Source organism: Cupriavidus sp. CPT47-8839-RL05A (assembly GCF_058792255.1).
Map to the genome: position 1 here is coordinate 77,443 of NZ_JBYTEG010000024.1, position 17,329 is coordinate 94,771.

10 protein-coding genes are annotated in these 17,329 nt (G+C 70.5%); 7 read left to right on the forward strand and 3 right to left on the reverse strand.

Going from position 1 to position 17,329, the window contains the following annotated elements; translation table 11 throughout:
- The first annotated feature begins 12 nt into the window (after positions 1-12).
- The 3 genes from recN to mprA all read left to right on the forward strand — a co-directional run bounded on the left by recN (position 13) and on the right by mprA (position 4,004).
- Positions 13-1,767, forward strand: coding sequence for a DNA repair protein RecN (gene recN, locus AC3WVS_RS25770; protein WP_492320871.1), 1,755 nt, complete (start codon positions 13-15; stop codon positions 1,765-1,767).
- A gap of 55 nt (positions 1,768-1,822) precedes the next feature.
- Entirely contained in the window at positions 1,823-2,272 is a 450-nt protein-coding gene (locus tag AC3WVS_RS25775) for a hypothetical protein (RefSeq protein ID WP_011614896.1), read from the forward strand.
- A 109-nt stretch (positions 2,273-2,381) separates the two neighbouring features.
- Positions 2,382-4,004: an MprA protease, GlyGly-CTERM protein-sorting domain-containing form gene (mprA, locus tag AC3WVS_RS25780; protein ID WP_492320872.1), complete on the forward strand. Its 1,623-nt coding sequence runs from the start codon at positions 2,382-2,384 to the stop codon at positions 4,002-4,004.
- Positions 4,005-4,022: 18 nt separating this feature from the next.
- Here the strand turns inward: mprA and rrtA are convergent, their stop codons facing one another.
- On the reverse strand, positions 4,023-4,661 hold the full coding sequence (gene rrtA / locus AC3WVS_RS25785) for a rhombosortase (RefSeq protein ID WP_492320873.1): 639 nt from the start codon (positions 4,659-4,661) through the stop codon (positions 4,023-4,025).
- A complete protein-coding gene (gene glnE, locus AC3WVS_RS25790) occupies positions 4,651-7,524 on the reverse strand; it encodes a bifunctional [glutamate--ammonia ligase]-adenylyl-L-tyrosine phosphorylase/[glutamate--ammonia-ligase] adenylyltransferase (RefSeq protein ID WP_492320902.1) in 2,874 nt (957 codons plus the stop codon). The genes rrtA and glnE overlap by 11 nt, the downstream gene beginning before the upstream one ends.
- Before the next feature lie 314 nt (positions 7,525-7,838).
- On the opposite strand from glnE, the gene AC3WVS_RS25795 reads away from it, so the two are divergent.
- From AC3WVS_RS25795 to tldD, 3 genes are all read left to right on the forward strand, one after another.
- Positions 7,839-12,107, forward strand: a complete 4,269-nt coding sequence (locus tag AC3WVS_RS25795) for a YhdP family protein (RefSeq protein ID WP_492320874.1) — start codon at positions 7,839-7,841, stop codon at positions 12,105-12,107.
- Between the two features lie 23 nt (positions 12,108-12,130).
- Entirely contained in the window at positions 12,131-12,961 is an 831-nt protein-coding gene (locus AC3WVS_RS25800; RefSeq protein ID WP_492320875.1) for a carbon-nitrogen hydrolase family protein, read from the forward strand.
- 99 nt (positions 12,962-13,060) lie between these two features.
- Positions 13,061-14,521 carry a metalloprotease TldD gene (gene tldD / locus AC3WVS_RS25805; RefSeq protein WP_010809060.1) on the forward strand — a complete coding sequence of 487 codons (1,461 nt, stop codon included), beginning with the start codon at positions 13,061-13,063 and terminating at the stop codon, positions 14,519-14,521.
- 63 nt (positions 14,522-14,584) lie between these two features.
- Here tldD and AC3WVS_RS25810 read toward each other — a convergent pair whose 3' ends face one another.
- Entirely contained in the window at positions 14,585-15,640 is a 1,056-nt protein-coding gene (locus AC3WVS_RS25810; protein WP_492320876.1) for a class I SAM-dependent methyltransferase, read from the reverse strand.
- 513 nt (positions 15,641-16,153) lie between these two features.
- On the opposite strand from AC3WVS_RS25810, the gene aroG reads away from it, so the two are divergent.
- On the forward strand, positions 16,154-17,233 hold the full coding sequence (gene aroG / locus AC3WVS_RS25815; protein ID WP_492320877.1) for a 3-deoxy-7-phosphoheptulonate synthase AroG: 1,080 nt from the start codon (positions 16,154-16,156) through the stop codon (positions 17,231-17,233).
- Positions 17,234-17,329 lie beyond the last annotated feature (96 nt).

The window sequence follows — 17,329 nt, forward strand, 5'->3', positions numbered from 1 at the left end:
TTCCACGCCACGATGCTGCGCAGCCTGTCCATCCGCGATTTCGTCATCGTCGATACGCTCGACCTGGACTTCACCACTGGCTTCACCGTCTTCACCGGCGAGACCGGCGCCGGCAAATCCATCCTGATCGATGCCCTGGCGCTGGTGCTGGGCGAACGCGCCGATGCCGGCGTGGTGCGCGAAGGCGCCCCGCGCGCCAGCGTCAGCGCCACCTTCTCGACCCACCCGGCACTGGATGCCTGGCTGGCCGAGCGCGAGCTCAACAGCGAAGCGGAAGACGGCGTGCACACCGTGCTGCTGCGCCGCACGGTCGATGCCGGCGGCCGCAGCAAGGCCTTTATCAACGGCGCCGCCGCCACCCTGGCGCAGCTGCGCGAAGTCGGCGACCAGCTGGTCGACATCCACGGCCAGCACGCGCACCAGCTGCTGCTGCGCCCCGATGCGCAGCGGCTGCTGTTCGACGCCCACGCCGGCCTCACCCAGCAGGCCGGCGCGGTGGCCGAGGCCTGGCGCGCCTGGCGTGCCTGCGTGCGCCAGCGCGAGGCGGTCGAGCACCAGTCGCGCGAGATGCAGCTTGAACGCGAACGGCTGGAATGGCAGGTCGGCGAACTGGACAAGCTCAACCCGCAGCCGGGCGAATGGGAAGAGATCCAGTCCGAGTACAACCGGCTGTCGCATGCCGCCGGCCTGATCGACGGCAGCCGCGCCGCGCTGGACGCACTGTCCGAGGCCGACGGCTCGGTGCTGTCGGCGCTGAATACCATCGTGCACAAGCTGCAGCAGCTGGCCGATGTCGATGGCGCGCTGCGCGACGTGCTGGCCGCGCTCGAGCCCGCGCAGATGCAGGCCGAGGAAGCCGCGCACTCGCTCACGCGCTATGTCGACCGGCTCGAACTCGATCCCGAGCGGCTGCAGGCGGTCGACGAACGCATGCAGGCGCTGCACGCCACCGCGCGCAAGTACCGCCTGCCGCCCGAGCAGCTGCCCGACGAGCTGGCGGCCCGCCGCCAGCAGCTGGACGACCTGCAGGCCGCGCAGGACCTGAACAAGGTGATGGCGCGCGAAGCCGCGGCCAAGGCCGCCTACCTGACCCTGGCGCAGCATCTCAGCCACGCCCGCCAGCAGGCCGCGCAGGCGCTGTCCGCCGCGGTCACCGACGCCATGCAGGGCCTGTCGATGGCCGGCGGCAGCTTTGTCGCCGCGCTCAATGCGCTCGACGAAGGCCAGAGCCATGGGCTCGAGCAGGTCGAATTCCTGGTCGCCGGCCATGCCGGCGTGAGCCCGCGGCCGCTGGCCCGGGTGGCCTCCGGCGGCGAGCTGGCGCGCATCAGCCTGGCGATCTCGGTGATCACCAGCGAAGCCTCGCCCACGCCCACGCTGATCTTCGACGAGGTCGATACCGGCATCGGCGGCGCGGTGGCCGAAGTGGTCGGCCGGCGCCTGCAGGAACTGGGCCGCGCGCGCCAGGTGCTGTGCGTGACGCACCTGCCGCAGGTGGCGGCGCAGGCCGGCACCCACCTGCTGGTGAGCAAGGAAACCACCGATGCGGGCGACGGTTCGGTCACGCGCTCGCGCATCCGGGTGCTGGATCCCGCCGGGCGCGTGGTCGAGACCGCGCGCATGCTGGGCGGCGCCACCGTCACCACCACCACGCTGCAACATGCGGAAGAAATGCTGGCGCAAGGCATGGCCGGCGGCCAGGGCAGCCAGCCCGCGCGCGGCGCGGGCGGCAAGGATGGCCGGCGCAGCCGCCGCGCCGCCGGCTGACGGCCCCCGCCCGCCCCGCACATGCGCCAATCCATACACTGACAGGAGCCTCACCATGACCCGCCAAGCGCAAGCCGGCCTCCGGCAACGACCGCGCGCATCGCTGCGCGCCGTGCTGGCCATTGCCACCGCCGCATCGGCCGCACTGCTGGCGCTGTCCGCCTGCCAGGCCCAGCCCAAGTCCTCGGCCCCGCCGCCGGGCAGCATCAGCGATGACCGTTCCCTTGGCGACATCATGGTGCGCTTCAAGCCGCCCGCAGTGAACCTGTCAGAGGATGCCGGCAAGCTGCTGGCCGGGATCAAGGGCCCGATCCGCTACGTGGTCAAGCGCCCGATGTCCGGCGGCGTCTGGCTGGTCACCGCGATCTCGCCGTCGGCGGACGCCACCATCGACCAGGCGGTCGAGACCCTGCGCGCCACGCCCCGCATCGAGACCGCCGAGCCGGACCGCGTGCTCAAGCCCAACCGCAACATTCCCACCAGCCGCGACATGCCGCAGAGCTGAGCCCGGATTCAGGACAGGTCTTAAGCCGTCGGTTGCCCTTGCGCAACTACGCTGAATCGTATTCGCTACATAACAAGCCCCCACGCGCGCTACGCCCCAGGAGGTATACATGCCGCAACCCGCGCAGTCCGACTTCCGTAGCAGCCTCGTGACCCGCCGCTGGCGGGCCATCGTCTTCGCCGCCGCCGCTGTGTGCGGCGCGATACCGGCCAGCGCGGCACTGGCTGCCGGCGCCCATGCCGCACCCGCCTACACCGGCCAGATCATCGTGCGCTGGCGCGATGGCGCCGATGGCAGCAGCAAGACGCCTGCGGCGGCGGATGCGCTCAAGCAGCTGAGCGAGCGCACCGGCATTGCCGTCACGGCGCGCCGCGCCATGGGCGGCAACCTGCAGTTGCTGCAGGTCCCCGACGCACTGGCAGCCGACCCGGAAGGCGCGGCGGCCCGGCTGCGCCAGGACCCGCGCATCGCCGATGCCGTGCCCGACCGCTGGCTGCGGCTGCACGACACCCTGCCCAACGATTCCGAGTTCATCTCGCGCCAGCCTTACCTGATGGGTACCGGCACGGCGGTGGGCGGCGTCAACCTGCCGCGCGCGTGGGACCGCAGCCGCGGCAGCAGCGGCGTGGTGATCGCGGTGGTGGACACCGGCATCCTGCCGCACCCCGACCTGGCGGCGCGCGTGTTGCCGGGCTACGACTTCATCAGCAGCAGCACCATTTCCAATGACGGCGATGGCCGCGACGCCGATGCCACCGATGCCGGCGACAATCTCGAGGCCGGCTTTACCTGCCCCGGCAGTTCAACGCCCACGCAGACGGCGACCGGCAACAGCTGGCATGGCACGCGCGTGGCGAGCGTGTTCGGCGCGCAGACCAACAACGCGCAGGACATCGCGGGCGTCGACTGGAACGCGCGCATCCTGCCCGTGCGCGTATCGGGCCGCTGCGGCGCGCTGCTGTCCGATACCGTGGACGCCATGCGCTGGGCCGGCGGCTTGTCGGTACCCAACGTGCCGGCCAATCCGACGCCGGCGCGCGTGGTCAATATCAGCCTCGGCGGCGGCACCTGCAGCAGCATTGAGCAACAGGCCGTCAACGACCTGAACGCGCGCGGCGTGGTGGTGGTGGCCGCCGCCGGCAACGAGCGCGGCGCGGTGGAAGCGCCGGGCGACTGCAGCGGCGTGATCGCGGTCACGGCGCATGCCAACGACGGCGAGAACGCCAGCTATGCCAATGTCGGCCCGCAGGTCGCGATCAGCGCGCCGGGCGGCGGGTGCGGCAACTCGCAGATAGTCAATGGGCAGTGCACGACCGCGCCCTCGGTCATTCGCACCTTGAACAACGATGGCAAGACTGGCGTTGGCAACTATGTGGTGACGTCATCCGCGGGCACCAGCTTCGCCGCACCGATGGTCTCGGGCGTGGTGTCCATGATGTTCGCGGTCAATGGCTCGCTGACCCCGGCCCAGGTCACCGCGGCGCTGAAGGCTTCGGCACGCCCGCATCCGTCCGGCACCTATTGCACCACCAATCCGGGCGTCTGCGGCGCCGGCCTGCTCGATGCCGACGGCGCACTGGCGACCGCGGCGGGCACGCCACCGGCGCAGGCTGCGCCGGCACCGGCCTCGGGCAACGGTGGTGGCGGTGGCGGCGGCGCCGTTGCGCCCTGGACCGCGCTGCTGCTGGCGCTGTCCGGCCTGCTGGCCTTCGCGCTGCGGCGCCGCATGTAAGCCCAGCGCCTGGCCGGCTCAGGCGTCGTCGCCGCGGGCCGGGCGCCGCGCCAGCCACCACTCCTGCACGACCCAGCACAGCAGGCCGGCGACGGCGCCGGCCGCGTGCGCGACGCGCACCACGCCAAACCCCCAGGCCGGATCGAACACCACCGGCGCCAGCCACGACTGCTCCACCCAGACCTTGGCCAGCACGCCCAGGCACAGCAGCACGCCGGTGACGCGCGCCAGGCCCGAGGCCCGCAACAGCCCGAGCGCGCCCCACAAGGCCAGCCCGTGCAAGGCGCCTGAGAGCCCGCCATACCACGCAATCGCCGGCACGCGCAGCACCACCACCTGCACCGCGATGCCGCAGGCAACCAGCACCAGCAGCAGGATGCGCGCACGCGCCACGCGCGCGGCGATGGCAAGCACGCCGGTGGCCGCCAGCGCGTCGGCCAGCCAGTGGTGTCCGTCCAGGTGCACCCACATGGCGGTGGCCAGGCGCCACCACTGGCCGTCCAGCCGCACCGCATCGCGCAGGTAGAGGCCGTGCGCATGCCACCACGGCATGAAGGTGAACCATGCCGACAGCGCCCACACCAGCGCGATCGCCGCCAGCAGCCCCGGCCACGATGCCCCGGCGGGCGCCGGCGGGACTGCCGCGTCAGGCTTCACCGAACACGGCCTGCCACAGCGCGCGCACCTGTCCGGTCTGCTGCGCCACCGACGCGGGCGCCACACGCGCGTGCGCCTGCCCGTCGAGCCGCAGCTGGTGCTGGCGCGCGCGGAACAGCCGGTAGGCATCGCCCACCGCCAGTGCCAGCGTGGCGTCGATCAGGCCCAGCTCGCCCGCTTCGCGCAGCAGTGCGATATTGCCCGCGTTGCGCGTCAGCTGCGGGTGCGCACGGCTGTGCAGCAGCACCAGGTACTGCACCGTGAATTCGATATCGACCATGCCGCCGCGATCGTGCTTCAGGTCGAACAGGTCGGTCGGGTTGGGATGGCCTTCGGCGACCTTGCGGCGCATCTGCACGATCTCGTCGCGCAGCGCGGCGGCATCGCGGCCCTGGCACAGCACCTCGCCGCGCAGCGCCTCGAAGCGGTCGCCGATGGCGGCGTCGCCGGCGCAGAAGCGCGCGCGCGTCAGCGCCTGGTGTTCCCACACCCAGGCGGTGTTGTCGCCTTCGCGCAGCTGGTAGCGGCGGAACGCCTCGAAGCTGGTCACCAGCAGGCCGGCCGCGCCGTTGGGGCGCAGCCGCGTGTCGACGTCGAACAGCGCACCGGCGGCGGTATGGCTGGTCAGCCAGGTGATCAACCGGCGCGCATAGGCGGAGTAGACGTCGGGCGCGCGCTCATGGTCATCGTCGTACAGGAAGATGATGTCCAGGTCCGAGGCATAGCCCAGTTCCTTGCCGCCCAGCCGGCCGTAGGCAATCACCGCGAAGCGCGGCGTGTCGCGGTGGCGCGTGGCCAGCTGGCGCCAGACCGTTTCCAGCGTGGCCTCGAGCATGGCATCGGCCAGGTCGGACAGGCGGTCGGCCACCTGCTCCACCGTCAGCATGCCCTGCAGGTCCTGCAGCAGCACGCGGAAGGTCTCGACATGGTGCTCGCGCCGCAGGATGTCCATCTGCTGCTCGATCTGGCCTTCGGCGGCCAGCAGCCGCTCATGCAGGCGCTTGCGGAAGGCGGCCCAGTCGGGCGCGCCAGCCAGCGCATCGCTGTCCAGCAGTTCGTCCAGCAGCTGCGGGTGCCGCGTCAGGTAGGCCGCGGCCCAGCGCGAGGCATGCAGCGTCTGCGCGACGCGGTCCATCGCCTGCGGGTATTCGGACAGCAACGACAGGTAGGAGGCGCGGCGGCTGATCGCCTCGAGGAAGTCGATAAAGCGCGCGATGGTGCTGTCGGCGTCTTCCTGGCGCGCGGCCAGGTCGAGCGCGCGGTTCACCAGCTGGTCGAAGCGCGCGCGGCTGGACTCGGACAGCGCGCGGTAGCGCAGCGACGAGGCGATCGCGCGCAGCCGGTCCAGCAGCCCGGTGCAGTCGGTAAAGCCGGCGGCCTGCAGGCGCTGGCAGGGCGCGGCGTCATCGCCGCAGGCCGCATCGTCCTGCTTCTGTTCCGGGTTGTCCTGCGCTTGCGCGGCGTTGTCGTCGAACACGATGCCCGGCCACAGCGCTTCGCACGGGGCGGCATCGGGATCCGAGAAGGTGGCCTCGAACTGCTGCGCCACCGGCTCCTGCAGCGCCGCCAGGCGCGCCAGCAGTTGCTGCCAGTCGGCGCAACCCATCATCTGCGCCACCGCCAGCTGTTCTTCGGGCGAAGTCGGCAGGTGGTGGGTCTGGGCGTCGTCGCGGTACTGCAGCCGGTGTTCGAGCTGGCGCAGGAAGCGGTAGGCATCGCCGAGCTGCTCGGCCTGGCCGGCGGGCAGCAGCCCGCGCTCTACCGCCACCGCCAGCACTTCCAGCGTCGGGCGCACGCGCAGTGCGGGGTCCTGGCCGCCGCGGATCAGCTGGAACACCTGCGCCATGAATTCGATCTCGCGGATGCCGCCGCGGCCCAGCTTGATATTGAACGACCGCTGGTTGACGCCATGCCCCGCCAGCCCGCCGCTGCGCTTGGCGGCCTCGCTGCGGATCTGCGCGTGCAGCGAGCGGATGGCGGCGATCACGCCGTAGTCCAGGTAGCGGCGGAACACGAAGGGCGTGGTCAGCCGCGCCAGCAGGCTGGCGGTGCGCTGCGCATGCGGCGTGTCGAGCGCCGACACCACGCGGCCCTTGATCCAGGCATAGCGCTCCCACTCGCGCCCCTGCACCACCAGGTATTCCTCCAGCATGCCCAGGCTGCACGCCAGCGGTCCGGCGTCGCCGTTGGGGCGCAGCCGCATGTCGACGCGGAACACATAGCCGTCGGCGGTCACCTCGGCCAGCAGGTTGATCAGCCGGCGGCCGAGACGGATGAAGTACTCGTGGTTGGACAGGCTGCGCGAGCCGCCCTGGGTCTCGCCGTCCTCGTCATAGAGGAAGATCAGGTCGATGTCGGACGAGACATTGAGCTCGCGCCCGCCCAGCTTGCCCATGCCCACCACCATCAGTTCCTGCACCTCGCCGCTTTGGGCGCCGACCGGGCGGCCAAAGGTGGCGGCCAGGTCGTCGCCCAGCATCGCCAGACCGTGCTGGATCGCCAGCTCGGCCAGGTCGGTCATGGCGCCGGTGACCTCGCCCAGCGTGGCCAGGCCGCGCAGGTCGCGCTCGATCACCGCGCACATCACTTCGGCGCGCAGACGGCGCAGGCTGCGCTTGGCGGATTCCTCGGCATCGGCCGAGGGCTCGTGCAGCGCCTGCAGCCGCGCCTGCATCCAGGCGCGCGTCAGCGGCTGGGCGGCCGCGGCGGCCAGGATGGCCGGCAAATCCGGCCGGGCCTGCAGCACGCGGCGCGCGTAGTGCGAATACGCAGCCGAGTACAATACGTGGCCGCCCGCGTGGCCAGCCCCGTCAGCCGGCTGCAGCTCCTGCGCCGCGGTGATGGCGAAGGCGCCGGCAGCCATGGTGCCGGCGCCCGGCCCCGGCTGCGGGTCCGCCGGATTGGCCGGATCCGGTGTGGCGCGCGCGCCATGTTGGTCAGCAGCGTCGCCAGCGGCGGAACTCGTCGGTTCAGAGGCAGTCATTCCAGTATTTGAAATGCGAGAAAAGGTGCGGCCCGTGGTTGGTCCCGCGGTTCACCTGCTCGCGTCCTGTTGTCCGCGCAGCGGGCGCGCCATCGTGGCTATTGTCGCTTTGGGTGCGCGCAGCTTGCGCGTTCTTGTTTCAGCCGGCCGGGCACCAGATTGGAGAGCGGCTAGTATTGTCGGATAATCTGCGCATGTCCAGCCGCGCCCCACAACCCGCTGATGGTTCCCCCCCCAATGGCGGCGCGGGCGGGCAGGACGCCGCCTCCACCCTGGCCCCGCCACACCCCGTGAATCCCTCGGCCAACGATGCCACCAGCGCCCGGCGCAACGATTCCGCCGGCGCGTTCCTGCGCGCCTGCACGCGCGGCGTGGCGGCAGCCGTGCGCCACCCGTTCTGGCGCGGGCTGGGCCGCGCGCTGGTGCGGCTGGCGCTGGTGCTGGCCGCGCTGGCGCTGGTGGCGGGCCTGCTGATCCGCTTCGTGCTGTGGCCGCAGGCGTCCACCGCGCGCCAGTGGCTGGAAGAACGCGGCTCGGTGGCGCTGTCGGCCAAGGTCAGCATCGGCGCGCTCGATACCTACTGGGACGGCTGGCACCCGGCCTTCCGCGCCCGCGGCCTGCGCGCCGTGGACCGCGAACAGCGCGTGCTGCTTGCGGCCGCCACGCTCGACGGCAAGCTGGCGTGGCGCTCGCTGTTCAGCATGAACCTGCAGTTCGTCAGCCTGGGCGCGACCGGCACCGACATCCTGGTGCGGCGCACGCCCGAGGGCCGGCTGCTGGTCGGCGGCATGCTGGTGGACGCGACCGGCGGCCAGCAGGACGACGATCGCTTCCTGGGCTGGCTGATGTCGCAGGGGCGCGTGGCGCTGTCCGACGGCAAGCTGCGCTGGCTGGACGAGAAGGCACGCCTGCCCCGGCTCGATATCGGCGAGATCCGCCTCGACACCCGTCGCGACGGCGCGCGCCATACGGTGACGCTGGAAGCGCGCTCGCCGGCGCTGGGCCCGAGCCCGCTGGTGGTGCAGTCCTCCTTCAGCAACGACTACCTGCACAGCGCCGGCAACTGGCGCTACTGGACCGGGCAGGCCAGCTGGGACCTCGGCCAGCTGCAGCTGCCGGTGCTGCAGCGCTACCTGGCGATATTCGAGCGCGCCGCCAGCGGCACCTTCAGCACCGACGGCAGCATTGAATTCCGCCAGGGCCGCATCGTGCGCAGCCAGACCCGGCTGCGCGCCAGCGGCGTCGACCTGCAGCTGGCCGGCGCCTCCGCCCCGCTGCGCCTGGCCAATGCGCAGGCCTTCCTGCTGCACCGGACCGAACGCGACGGCAGCAACCTGCTGACCGTCGACACCCTGCTCTGGCAACCCCAGCCCGCCAGCGACGACGAGGGCACCCCCGCCGACAGCACCTGGCGCGAAGGCATGCGCAAGGTCACCCTCGGCTGGGCCACCGGCAAGGACGGCACCCTGCGCAAGTTCTCGCTGAAAGCGCCCACGCTGGACCTGAACACGGTGCGCGCGGCGGCCAGCTCGATGCCGCTGGACACCGCGGTGCTGCGCCGGCTGCGCGCGCTGCAGCCGGCGGGCCACATCGACAACCTCAACGTGAGCTGGAGCCGCGAGCGCGCGGGCATGCTCGAGCGTGGCGGCGGCAGGCCTCTCTACAGCGTGCAGGGCACGCTGCGCGACGTCTCGGTCAACGGCCAGCCGGCCGTGCCCGCGGTGGACGCCAGCGGCCACCCGCGCCTGGGCACGCCTGGCTTCTCGCACCTGTCCGGCACCTTCTCCTTCGATGACCAGCAGGGCAATGCCCGCTTCGAAGGCAACGGCGCGGCGCTGGTGCTGCCTGGCCTGTTCGAGGAGCCGCGGCTGCCGTTCGACCAGATCGGCGGCGAAGTGCGCTGGACCCATGCCGGCGGCAAGCTCGCGGTCACGCTGGACGGCGTGCGCTTTGCCAATGCCGATGCGGCCGGCTCGGTGCGCGGCACCTGGCGCGCAGGCGGCGACGGTGTCTCCGGCATCGCCGACCTGAGCGGCGACATGACCCGCGCCCAGGTGGCGCGCGTGCCGCGTTACCTGCCGCTGAGCATTCCGGCCGGCACCCGGCACTACCTGGCCGGCGCGCTGGCGGGTGGCGAAGCTGCCGGCGTGAGCTTCGTGCTGCGCGGCGACCTGGCGCATTTCCCGTTCCATGCCCCGCACGAGAAGGCCGGCGAGTTCCGTGTCGAGGTGCCGATCGAACACGTCAGCTACCAGATCGCCCCGCACCAGACCGCAAGCGGCACCACCACCGGCGCGCAGGCATGGCCGACCTTCACCGACATTGCCGGGCGGGTCGTGTTTGACCGCGGCGGCATGACGTTCCTGGCGAGCCGGGCCACGGTCCACGATATCCCTGGCGTCACGCTGCTGGACGTCAAGGGCCGCATCGACGACCTTGGCCCGCGCGGCAAGCTGATGATCGACGGCGGCGCCAGCGGACCGGTACAGGGCTTCCTGCGCTACATCAACGCTTCGCCGGTGCGCGAATGGACCGGGCACGTGGCCGATGCGGCGCAGGCCCACGGCAACGGCGAACTCAGGCTCAAGCTCGACATGCCGCTGGAACACGCCGATGCCGCCAAGGTGGACGGCCGCTTTCGCTTCCCCGGCAACGATGTCGTGCTCAGCCCGCAGCTGCCGCAACTGGGCCACGCCAACGGCACCATCACGTTCAATGAACACGGTTTCGGGCTGGAGAACATGCGGGCCCGCTTCCTCGGTGGCGAGATCCGGCTCGGCGGCGGCACCCAGCCTGACGGCGCCACGCACGTCACCGCCAGCGGCAGCGTCTCGGCCGCCGGGCTGCGCGAGGCCGCCGCGGGCTCGGCGCTGGCGCCGGTGGCCGCGCGGCTCGAAGGCAGCACCAGCTACAGCGCCGTGATCGCCACGCGCGAGCACCAGCTGCAGGTGCAGCTGAGCTCCGAACTGAATGGCATGGCGATCGGCCTGCCCGCGCCCCTGGCCAAGGCTGCAGCGCAAGACCTGGCGCTGCGCGCGGACCTGCGCCCGGCCAGCGCCCCGGGCCGCGCCGGCACCAGCGAGCTGGTGCTGCAGCTGGGCCATGCGCTGAACGCGCGCTACCTGCTGCGCCGCGATCAGGGCGGCGGCATCGACGTGCTCGCCGGCGCCATCGGCGTGCAGCAGGCGGCGCCGCCGCCCGTGGCCGGCGTCAGCGCCGCGGCCACCTTCGACCAGCTCGATATCGATGCGTGGCGGGCGGCCTTCGGCGGCGGTGCCGGCAGCGCGGGCCCCGCCGAAGCGCCCTCGCCCTTCCTGCCTGGCCGCATTGCGCTGCGCGCGCGCGCACTGCACGCCATGGGCCGCAAGCTCGATGAGGTGGTGCTCGACGCCAACCGCGAGGCCGGCGGCTGGAACGCCAAGATCGACTCGCGCCAGGTGGCCGGCGCGGTGCAGTGGCGTCCGGCCGGGCCCTCGGCCACCGGCTCGCTGCAACTGCGCCTGGCGCGCCTGAACGTGCCCGATGCGAGCGACGAGCACAACGTGGTGGACGCGCTTGCCAGCAGCATCGACGAGCTGCCCGCGATCGACCTGGTGGCCGACCAGTTCATGCTGCGCGGGCATGACTTCGGCAAGCTTGAAGTCAAGGCCCATACCGGCACCAGCGCTGCCGACCCGGTCTGGACCCTGGACAAGCTGCAGATCGAGCAGCCCGGCGCCACCCTGACCGGCAGCGGCAGCTGGCGCGTGCCGCGCCGGCTGCGCGCCGACGCCAATGCCGAGCGCCGCACCCTGTTGTCCTTCAGCATCGATGTGCGCGATGCCGGCGCCACGCTCGACCGCCTGGGGCTGGCACACACGCTGAGCGACGGCAAGGGCAAGCTCGAAGGCCGCGTGGCCTGGCGCGGCTCGCCGCTGTCGATCGACTACCCGACGCTGTCCGGCAAGCTGTCGCTGGACCTGGAGAATGGCCAGATCCTGAGCGTGGACCCCGGCGCGGCGCGGCTGCTGGGCGTGCTCAGCCTGCAGGGCCTGCTGCGCTTTGCCACGCTGGACTTCCGCACCCTGTCAGGCCGCGGGCTGGTGTTCGACCGCATTGCCGGCACCGGCACGATCGAGAGCGGCGTCGGCACGATCCAGGACTTCGAGCTCAGGAGCCCGCAGATCATCGCCAGCATGAGCGGCACCGCCAACCTGCTGCGCGAGACCCAGGACCTGCGCGTGGATGTGGTGCCGCGCATCAACGCCACCTCCACCTCGATCGCGGCCGCCTTTATCAACCCGGTGCTGGGCATCGGCACGCTGGCCGCGCAACTGCTGTTTGCCGACGAGTTCTCCAAGGTGTTCACCCAGCACTACCGCATCAGCGGCAGCTGGGCCAACCCGCAGATCGGCAAACTGGAGGACAATAAGGCGCAAGCCCCGACCTTCCAGAACCGCGCGGACCCCGCCCTCCCGCGCTGAGGAAAACAACGCCCGCCCCGCCTATGACTGCACCCGCCGCCTCCGCCCCGTTCCGCGTTGCCGCCGTCCAGACCGTGACCGGCACCTCGCTCGATGCCAACCTGGCGCGCGCCGACGCGCTGATCGCCGAGGCCGCAGCCGGCGGCGCGGCACTGGTGCTGCTGCCCGAATACTTCTGCATGATGGGCCGCTCCGAAGCGGACAAGGTGGCCGTGCGCGAGCACGACGGCGACGGCCCGGTGCAGCAGTTCCTGGCCGATGCGGCACGCCGCCACGGCATCTGGCTGGTCGGCGGCACGCTGCCGATGTGGTGCGACGACCCGGCGCGCGTGTACAACACCTCGCTCGCCTTCAATCCGAGCGGCGAGCGCGTGGCGCGCTATGACAAGATCCACCTGTTCGGCTTCACCCGCGGCACTGAGAGCTACGACGAGTCGCGCACCATCCTGGCCGGGCGCACGCCGGTCAGCTTCGACGCGCCCTGCGGCCGGGTGGCGATGTCGGTGTGCTACGACCTGCGCTTCCCCGAGCTTTACCGCGGGCTGGCCGCCGGCGACGGCACCAGCTTGATTCTGATGCCGGCCGCCTTCACCTACACCACGGGGCAGGCGCACTGGGAGATCCTGCTGCGCGCCCGCGCCATTGAAAACCAATGTTATGTGCTGGCCGCGGCACAGGGCGGCAAGCATGAGAACGGCCGGCGCACCTGGGGCCATTCGATGCTGGTCGATCCGTGGGGCGAGGTGCTGGCAACGCTGCCTGAGGGCGAAGGCGTGGTCGGCGGCGTGATTGATCCCGCGCGCCTGGCCGAGGTCCGGCAGAACCTGCCGGCACTGCGACACCGGGTGCTGTAGCATGTACGCAACCGCGGGGGCCGCCACTGGCGCCCGCCCAGAGAATTTTTTGCCGCGCCGGCCGCAAGCCGGTGCGTCCCCAGGAAGAAAGGACATCTCATGAACGCCGGCGATCTCGGAATCCGCAACCTGGCCACCGCGCAGCAACTGCTGCTGGCACCGTACGGCCTGGACGAGGCCAAGCTCCAGCGCGTGCTGGCCGATATCTTCACGCACAAGGTCGACTATGCCGACCTGTACTTCCAGTACACCCGCAACGAGGCCTGGAGCCTGGAAGAAGGCATCGTCAAGTCGGGCAGCTTCAGCATCGACCAGGGTGTGGGCGTGCGCGCGGTCTCGGGCGACCGCACCGCCTTCGCCTATTCGGACGACATCAGCCTGGCGGCGCTGTCGCAGGCCGCGGCGGCCACGCGCACCATCGGCCGTGCCGGCAACGGCCGCGTCAAGGTGGCCGGCGAGCTGGCCACGCACGCCGGGCGCAACCTGTACGCGCCCAACGACCCGCTCGACTCCATGAGCGCGGCCGAGAAGGTGGCGCTGCTTGAGCGCGTCGAGCGCATGGCGCGCGCCAAGGATCCGCGCGTGGTGCAGGTGATGGCAGGCCTGGCCGGCGAATACGACGTGGTGCTGGTGGCGCGCAGCGACGGCGTGATCGCCGCCGACGTGCGTCCGCTGGTGCGGGTCTCGGTCACGGTGATCGCCGAACACGGCGGGCGCCGCGAGGTCGGCTCTTCCGGCGGCGGCGGCCGCTATGCCTATGGCTACTTCACCGACGAGCTGCTGCAGAAGTATGTGGACGAGGCCGTCTCTTCGGCCCTGGTCAACCTGGACGCGCGCCCGGCCCCGGCCGGCTCGATGACCGTGGTGCTGGGCCCGGGCTGGCCCGGCGTGCTGCTGCATGAAGCCGTCGGCCACGGCCTGGAGGGCGACTTCAACCGCAAGGGCTCGTCGGCCTTTGCCGGCCGCATGGGCGAACGCGTCGCGGCCAAGGGCGTGACCGTGGTCGACGACGGCACGCTGGCCAACCGCCGCGGCTCGCTCAACCTGGACGACGAAGGCAACCCGACCCAGTGCACCACGCTGATCGAGGACGGCATCCTGCGCGGCTATATCCAGGACACGCTCAACGCGCGCCTGATGAAGATGCCGGTCACCGGCAACGCGCGCCGCGAAAGCTATGCCGCGCTGCCGATGCCGCGCATGACCAACACCTACATGCTCAACGGCGACAGGGATCCGCAGGAGATCATCGCCAGCGTCAAGCGCGGCCTGTATGCGGTCAACTTCGGCGGCGGCCAGGTGGACATCACCAACGGCAAGTTCGTGTTCTCGGCGAGCGAGGCCTACATGATCGAGGACGGCAAGATCACCTACCCGGTCAAGGGCGCGACGCTGGTCGGCAACGGCCCGGAATCGCTGAAGGATGTCACCATGATCGGCAACGACATGCGCCTGGACTCGGGCGTCGGCGTGTGCGGCAAGGAAGGCCAGAGCGTGCCGGTGGGCGTGGGCCAGCCGACGCTGCGCATCGAGAACATGACGGTGGGCGGCACCGCCTGACCAGTCCGGCGATGACGAAGACGGGACCCTGCGGGGTCCCGTTTTTCATGGAATCGCCCAACCTTACGGCCGCACTTCATACACCAGGTTGAACGGCGTCTGCGCCGCGCGGCGGAAACTGCTGAAGCCGGCCTGCTCAACCACTGCGCGCATGCGCGCCTCGCCCGCCTGCGCGCCCAGGCACAGGCCGACTTCCTGCGCGCGCGACGCCGGCGTGCAGATGAAGGTGGACGCGGAATAGAACACCCGGCCCAGCGGGTTCAGGTTCTGCTCCAGCGTGTCGTTGGCAAACGGTTCCACGATCATCCAGGCGCCATCGGCACGCAGGGTCTCGCGCACGTGGCGCGCCGCGCCGACCGGATCGCCCATGTCGTGCAGGCAGTCGAACACCGTCACCAGGTCATAGTCCTTGCCGTCGTAGTCCTTGGCGGTGGCCACTTCGAAGCGCACGCGCTCGGCCACGCCGGCGCGGCGCGCGGCTTCGGCGGCATGGCGCACCGAAGGCTCGTGGTAGTCGAAACCGACAAAGCGCGAGGCCGGATACGCCTGCGCCATGATGATGGTCGACGCGCCGTGGCCGCAGCCCACGTCCGCCACCGATGCGCCCGCCTTGAGCCGCGCCTCGATGCCGTCCAGCGCGGGAATCCATTCGGAGACCAGGTGCGCCGCGTAGCCGGGCCGGAAGAAGCGCTCGGTGCCGTGGAACAGCGCGGGATCGTGCTCGTGCCAGCCCAGCCCGCGGCCGTTGCGGAAGATATCGATCACCTTCGGGATGGCGCGGAACTGCGCCACCGCGATCTGGAACGCGCCCGGGATAAATGCGAGGCTGCCCTCCTGCGCCAGCGCATAGGCCTGCTCTTCGTTCAGGCTGAACTGCCCGGTGGCCGGGTCATAGTCGACGTAGCCGCTGGCCGCCTGTGCCGACAGCCATTCGCGCAGGTAGCGCACGTCGGTATGGGTCTTTGCCGCCAGCACTTCGGCGGTCATTGCTTTTTCCGCCATGGCCTTGTACAGGCCGAGTTCATCGCCCACCACCACGGTCGCGGCATGCATCACCGCGCCGATATCGTTGACGAATTTTTCCATGAAGGCATTCAGCCTCGCTTCATCGACGCTCATGATGCACCTCCCCGTGCTCACTGCTCCCCGGTTCCAATATAGCCCCCGGTCATGTCGGGGAAAGCCGAAAAGCAGCGGCGGGGCAAGGCTTGCGCGGCAAGACTGCAAGGCGCCAGGAGATCGGTGCGCCAGCACACCGCATGGCCTCGTCGACACTTGCCAACCCTGGCAAAAGGCGCTATAAAGATGCTTCGCTGCGCGACAGGCAACTGACGCACGCTGAAAATTGACCGGCCGGCGCGCAATTTCCTGCCTTTCTGCTACGCAGTGCAGCATAAATTCGGCGCCCACGACGATAATCGATTCAAGCTGACCCAAGCCAAAGCCTTTTTCCGCCATGTCCGCTAAGTTTTACTTTTACTTTTTTAGCGATCTCACACCGCTGGCGGATAGGGAGGGACGGCTGTAAGCAGCGCCCCGAATACAAAAAAAACCGCCAGCGACCCTGGCGGTTTTTTTATACCTGTTTGTTTCCCCACCCACTCACGACCTCACAAGAATCCCGGAGCCATCATGCTGAAGAACACCGACGACCTGCGCATTCGCGAACTCAAGGAACTGCTGCCGCCCGCGCACCTGATCCGCGAGTTCGGCTGCTCCGAACAGGCTTCGGACGTGATCTACGGCGCGCGCCAGGCCATGCACCGCATCCTGCACGGCATGGATGACCGCCTGATCGTCATCATCGGCCCGTGCTCGATCCACGATACCCGCGCCGCGCTGGACTACGCCAAGCTGCTCAAGGTCCAGCGCGACCGCTTCGCCGGCGAGCTGGAAGTGGTGATGCGCGTGTACTTCGAGAAGCCGCGCACCACGGTGGGCTGGAAGGGGCTGATCAACGATCCGCACATGGATGGCAGCTTCAAGATCAACGATGGCCTGCGCACCGCGCGCGAACTGCTGCTGAACATCAGCGAGATGGGCGTGCCGACCGGCACCGAGTACCTCGACATGATCAGCCCGCAGTACATCGCCGACCTGGTCAGCTGGGGCGCGATCGGCGCCCGCACCACCGAGTCGCAGGTGCACCGCGAACTCGCCTCCGGGCTGTCGTGCCCGGTGGGCTTCAAGAACGGCACCGACGGCAACGTCAAGATCGCGGTCGATGCGATCAAGGCCGCGTCGCAGCCGCACCATTTCCTGTCGGTGACCAAGGGCGGCCACTCGGCGATCGTGTCGACCTCGGGCAACGAGGACTGCCACGTGATCCTGCGCGGCGGCAAGACGCCCAACTACGACGCCGCCAGCGTGCAGGAAGCGTGCGACGCGATCGCCAAGGCCGGCCTGGCCTCGCGCCTGATGGTCGATGCCTCGCACGCCAACAGCAGCAAGCGGCATGAGAACCAGATCCCGGTGTGCGAAGACATCGGCCGCCAGATCGCCGGCGGCGACCAGCGCATCATCGGCGTGATGGTGGAATCGCACCTGGTGGCGGGCCGCCAGGACCACGTCCAGGGCCAGCCGGTCGAGGAACTGACCTACGGCCAGTCCGTGACCGATGCCTGCATCGGCTGGGACGACTCGGTCAAGGTGCTCGAGGGCCTGGCCGAGTCGGTGCGCCAGCGCCGGCTGGTGTCGGGCAGCGGCAACTGATAGCGCCGCGGGGCCCGGGCCCCGCGCTCGCGCATACAACAAAAAAGCCGCTTCCAGGGAAGCGGCTTTTCTGCACTGGCGCGGCGGCGGCCGCGC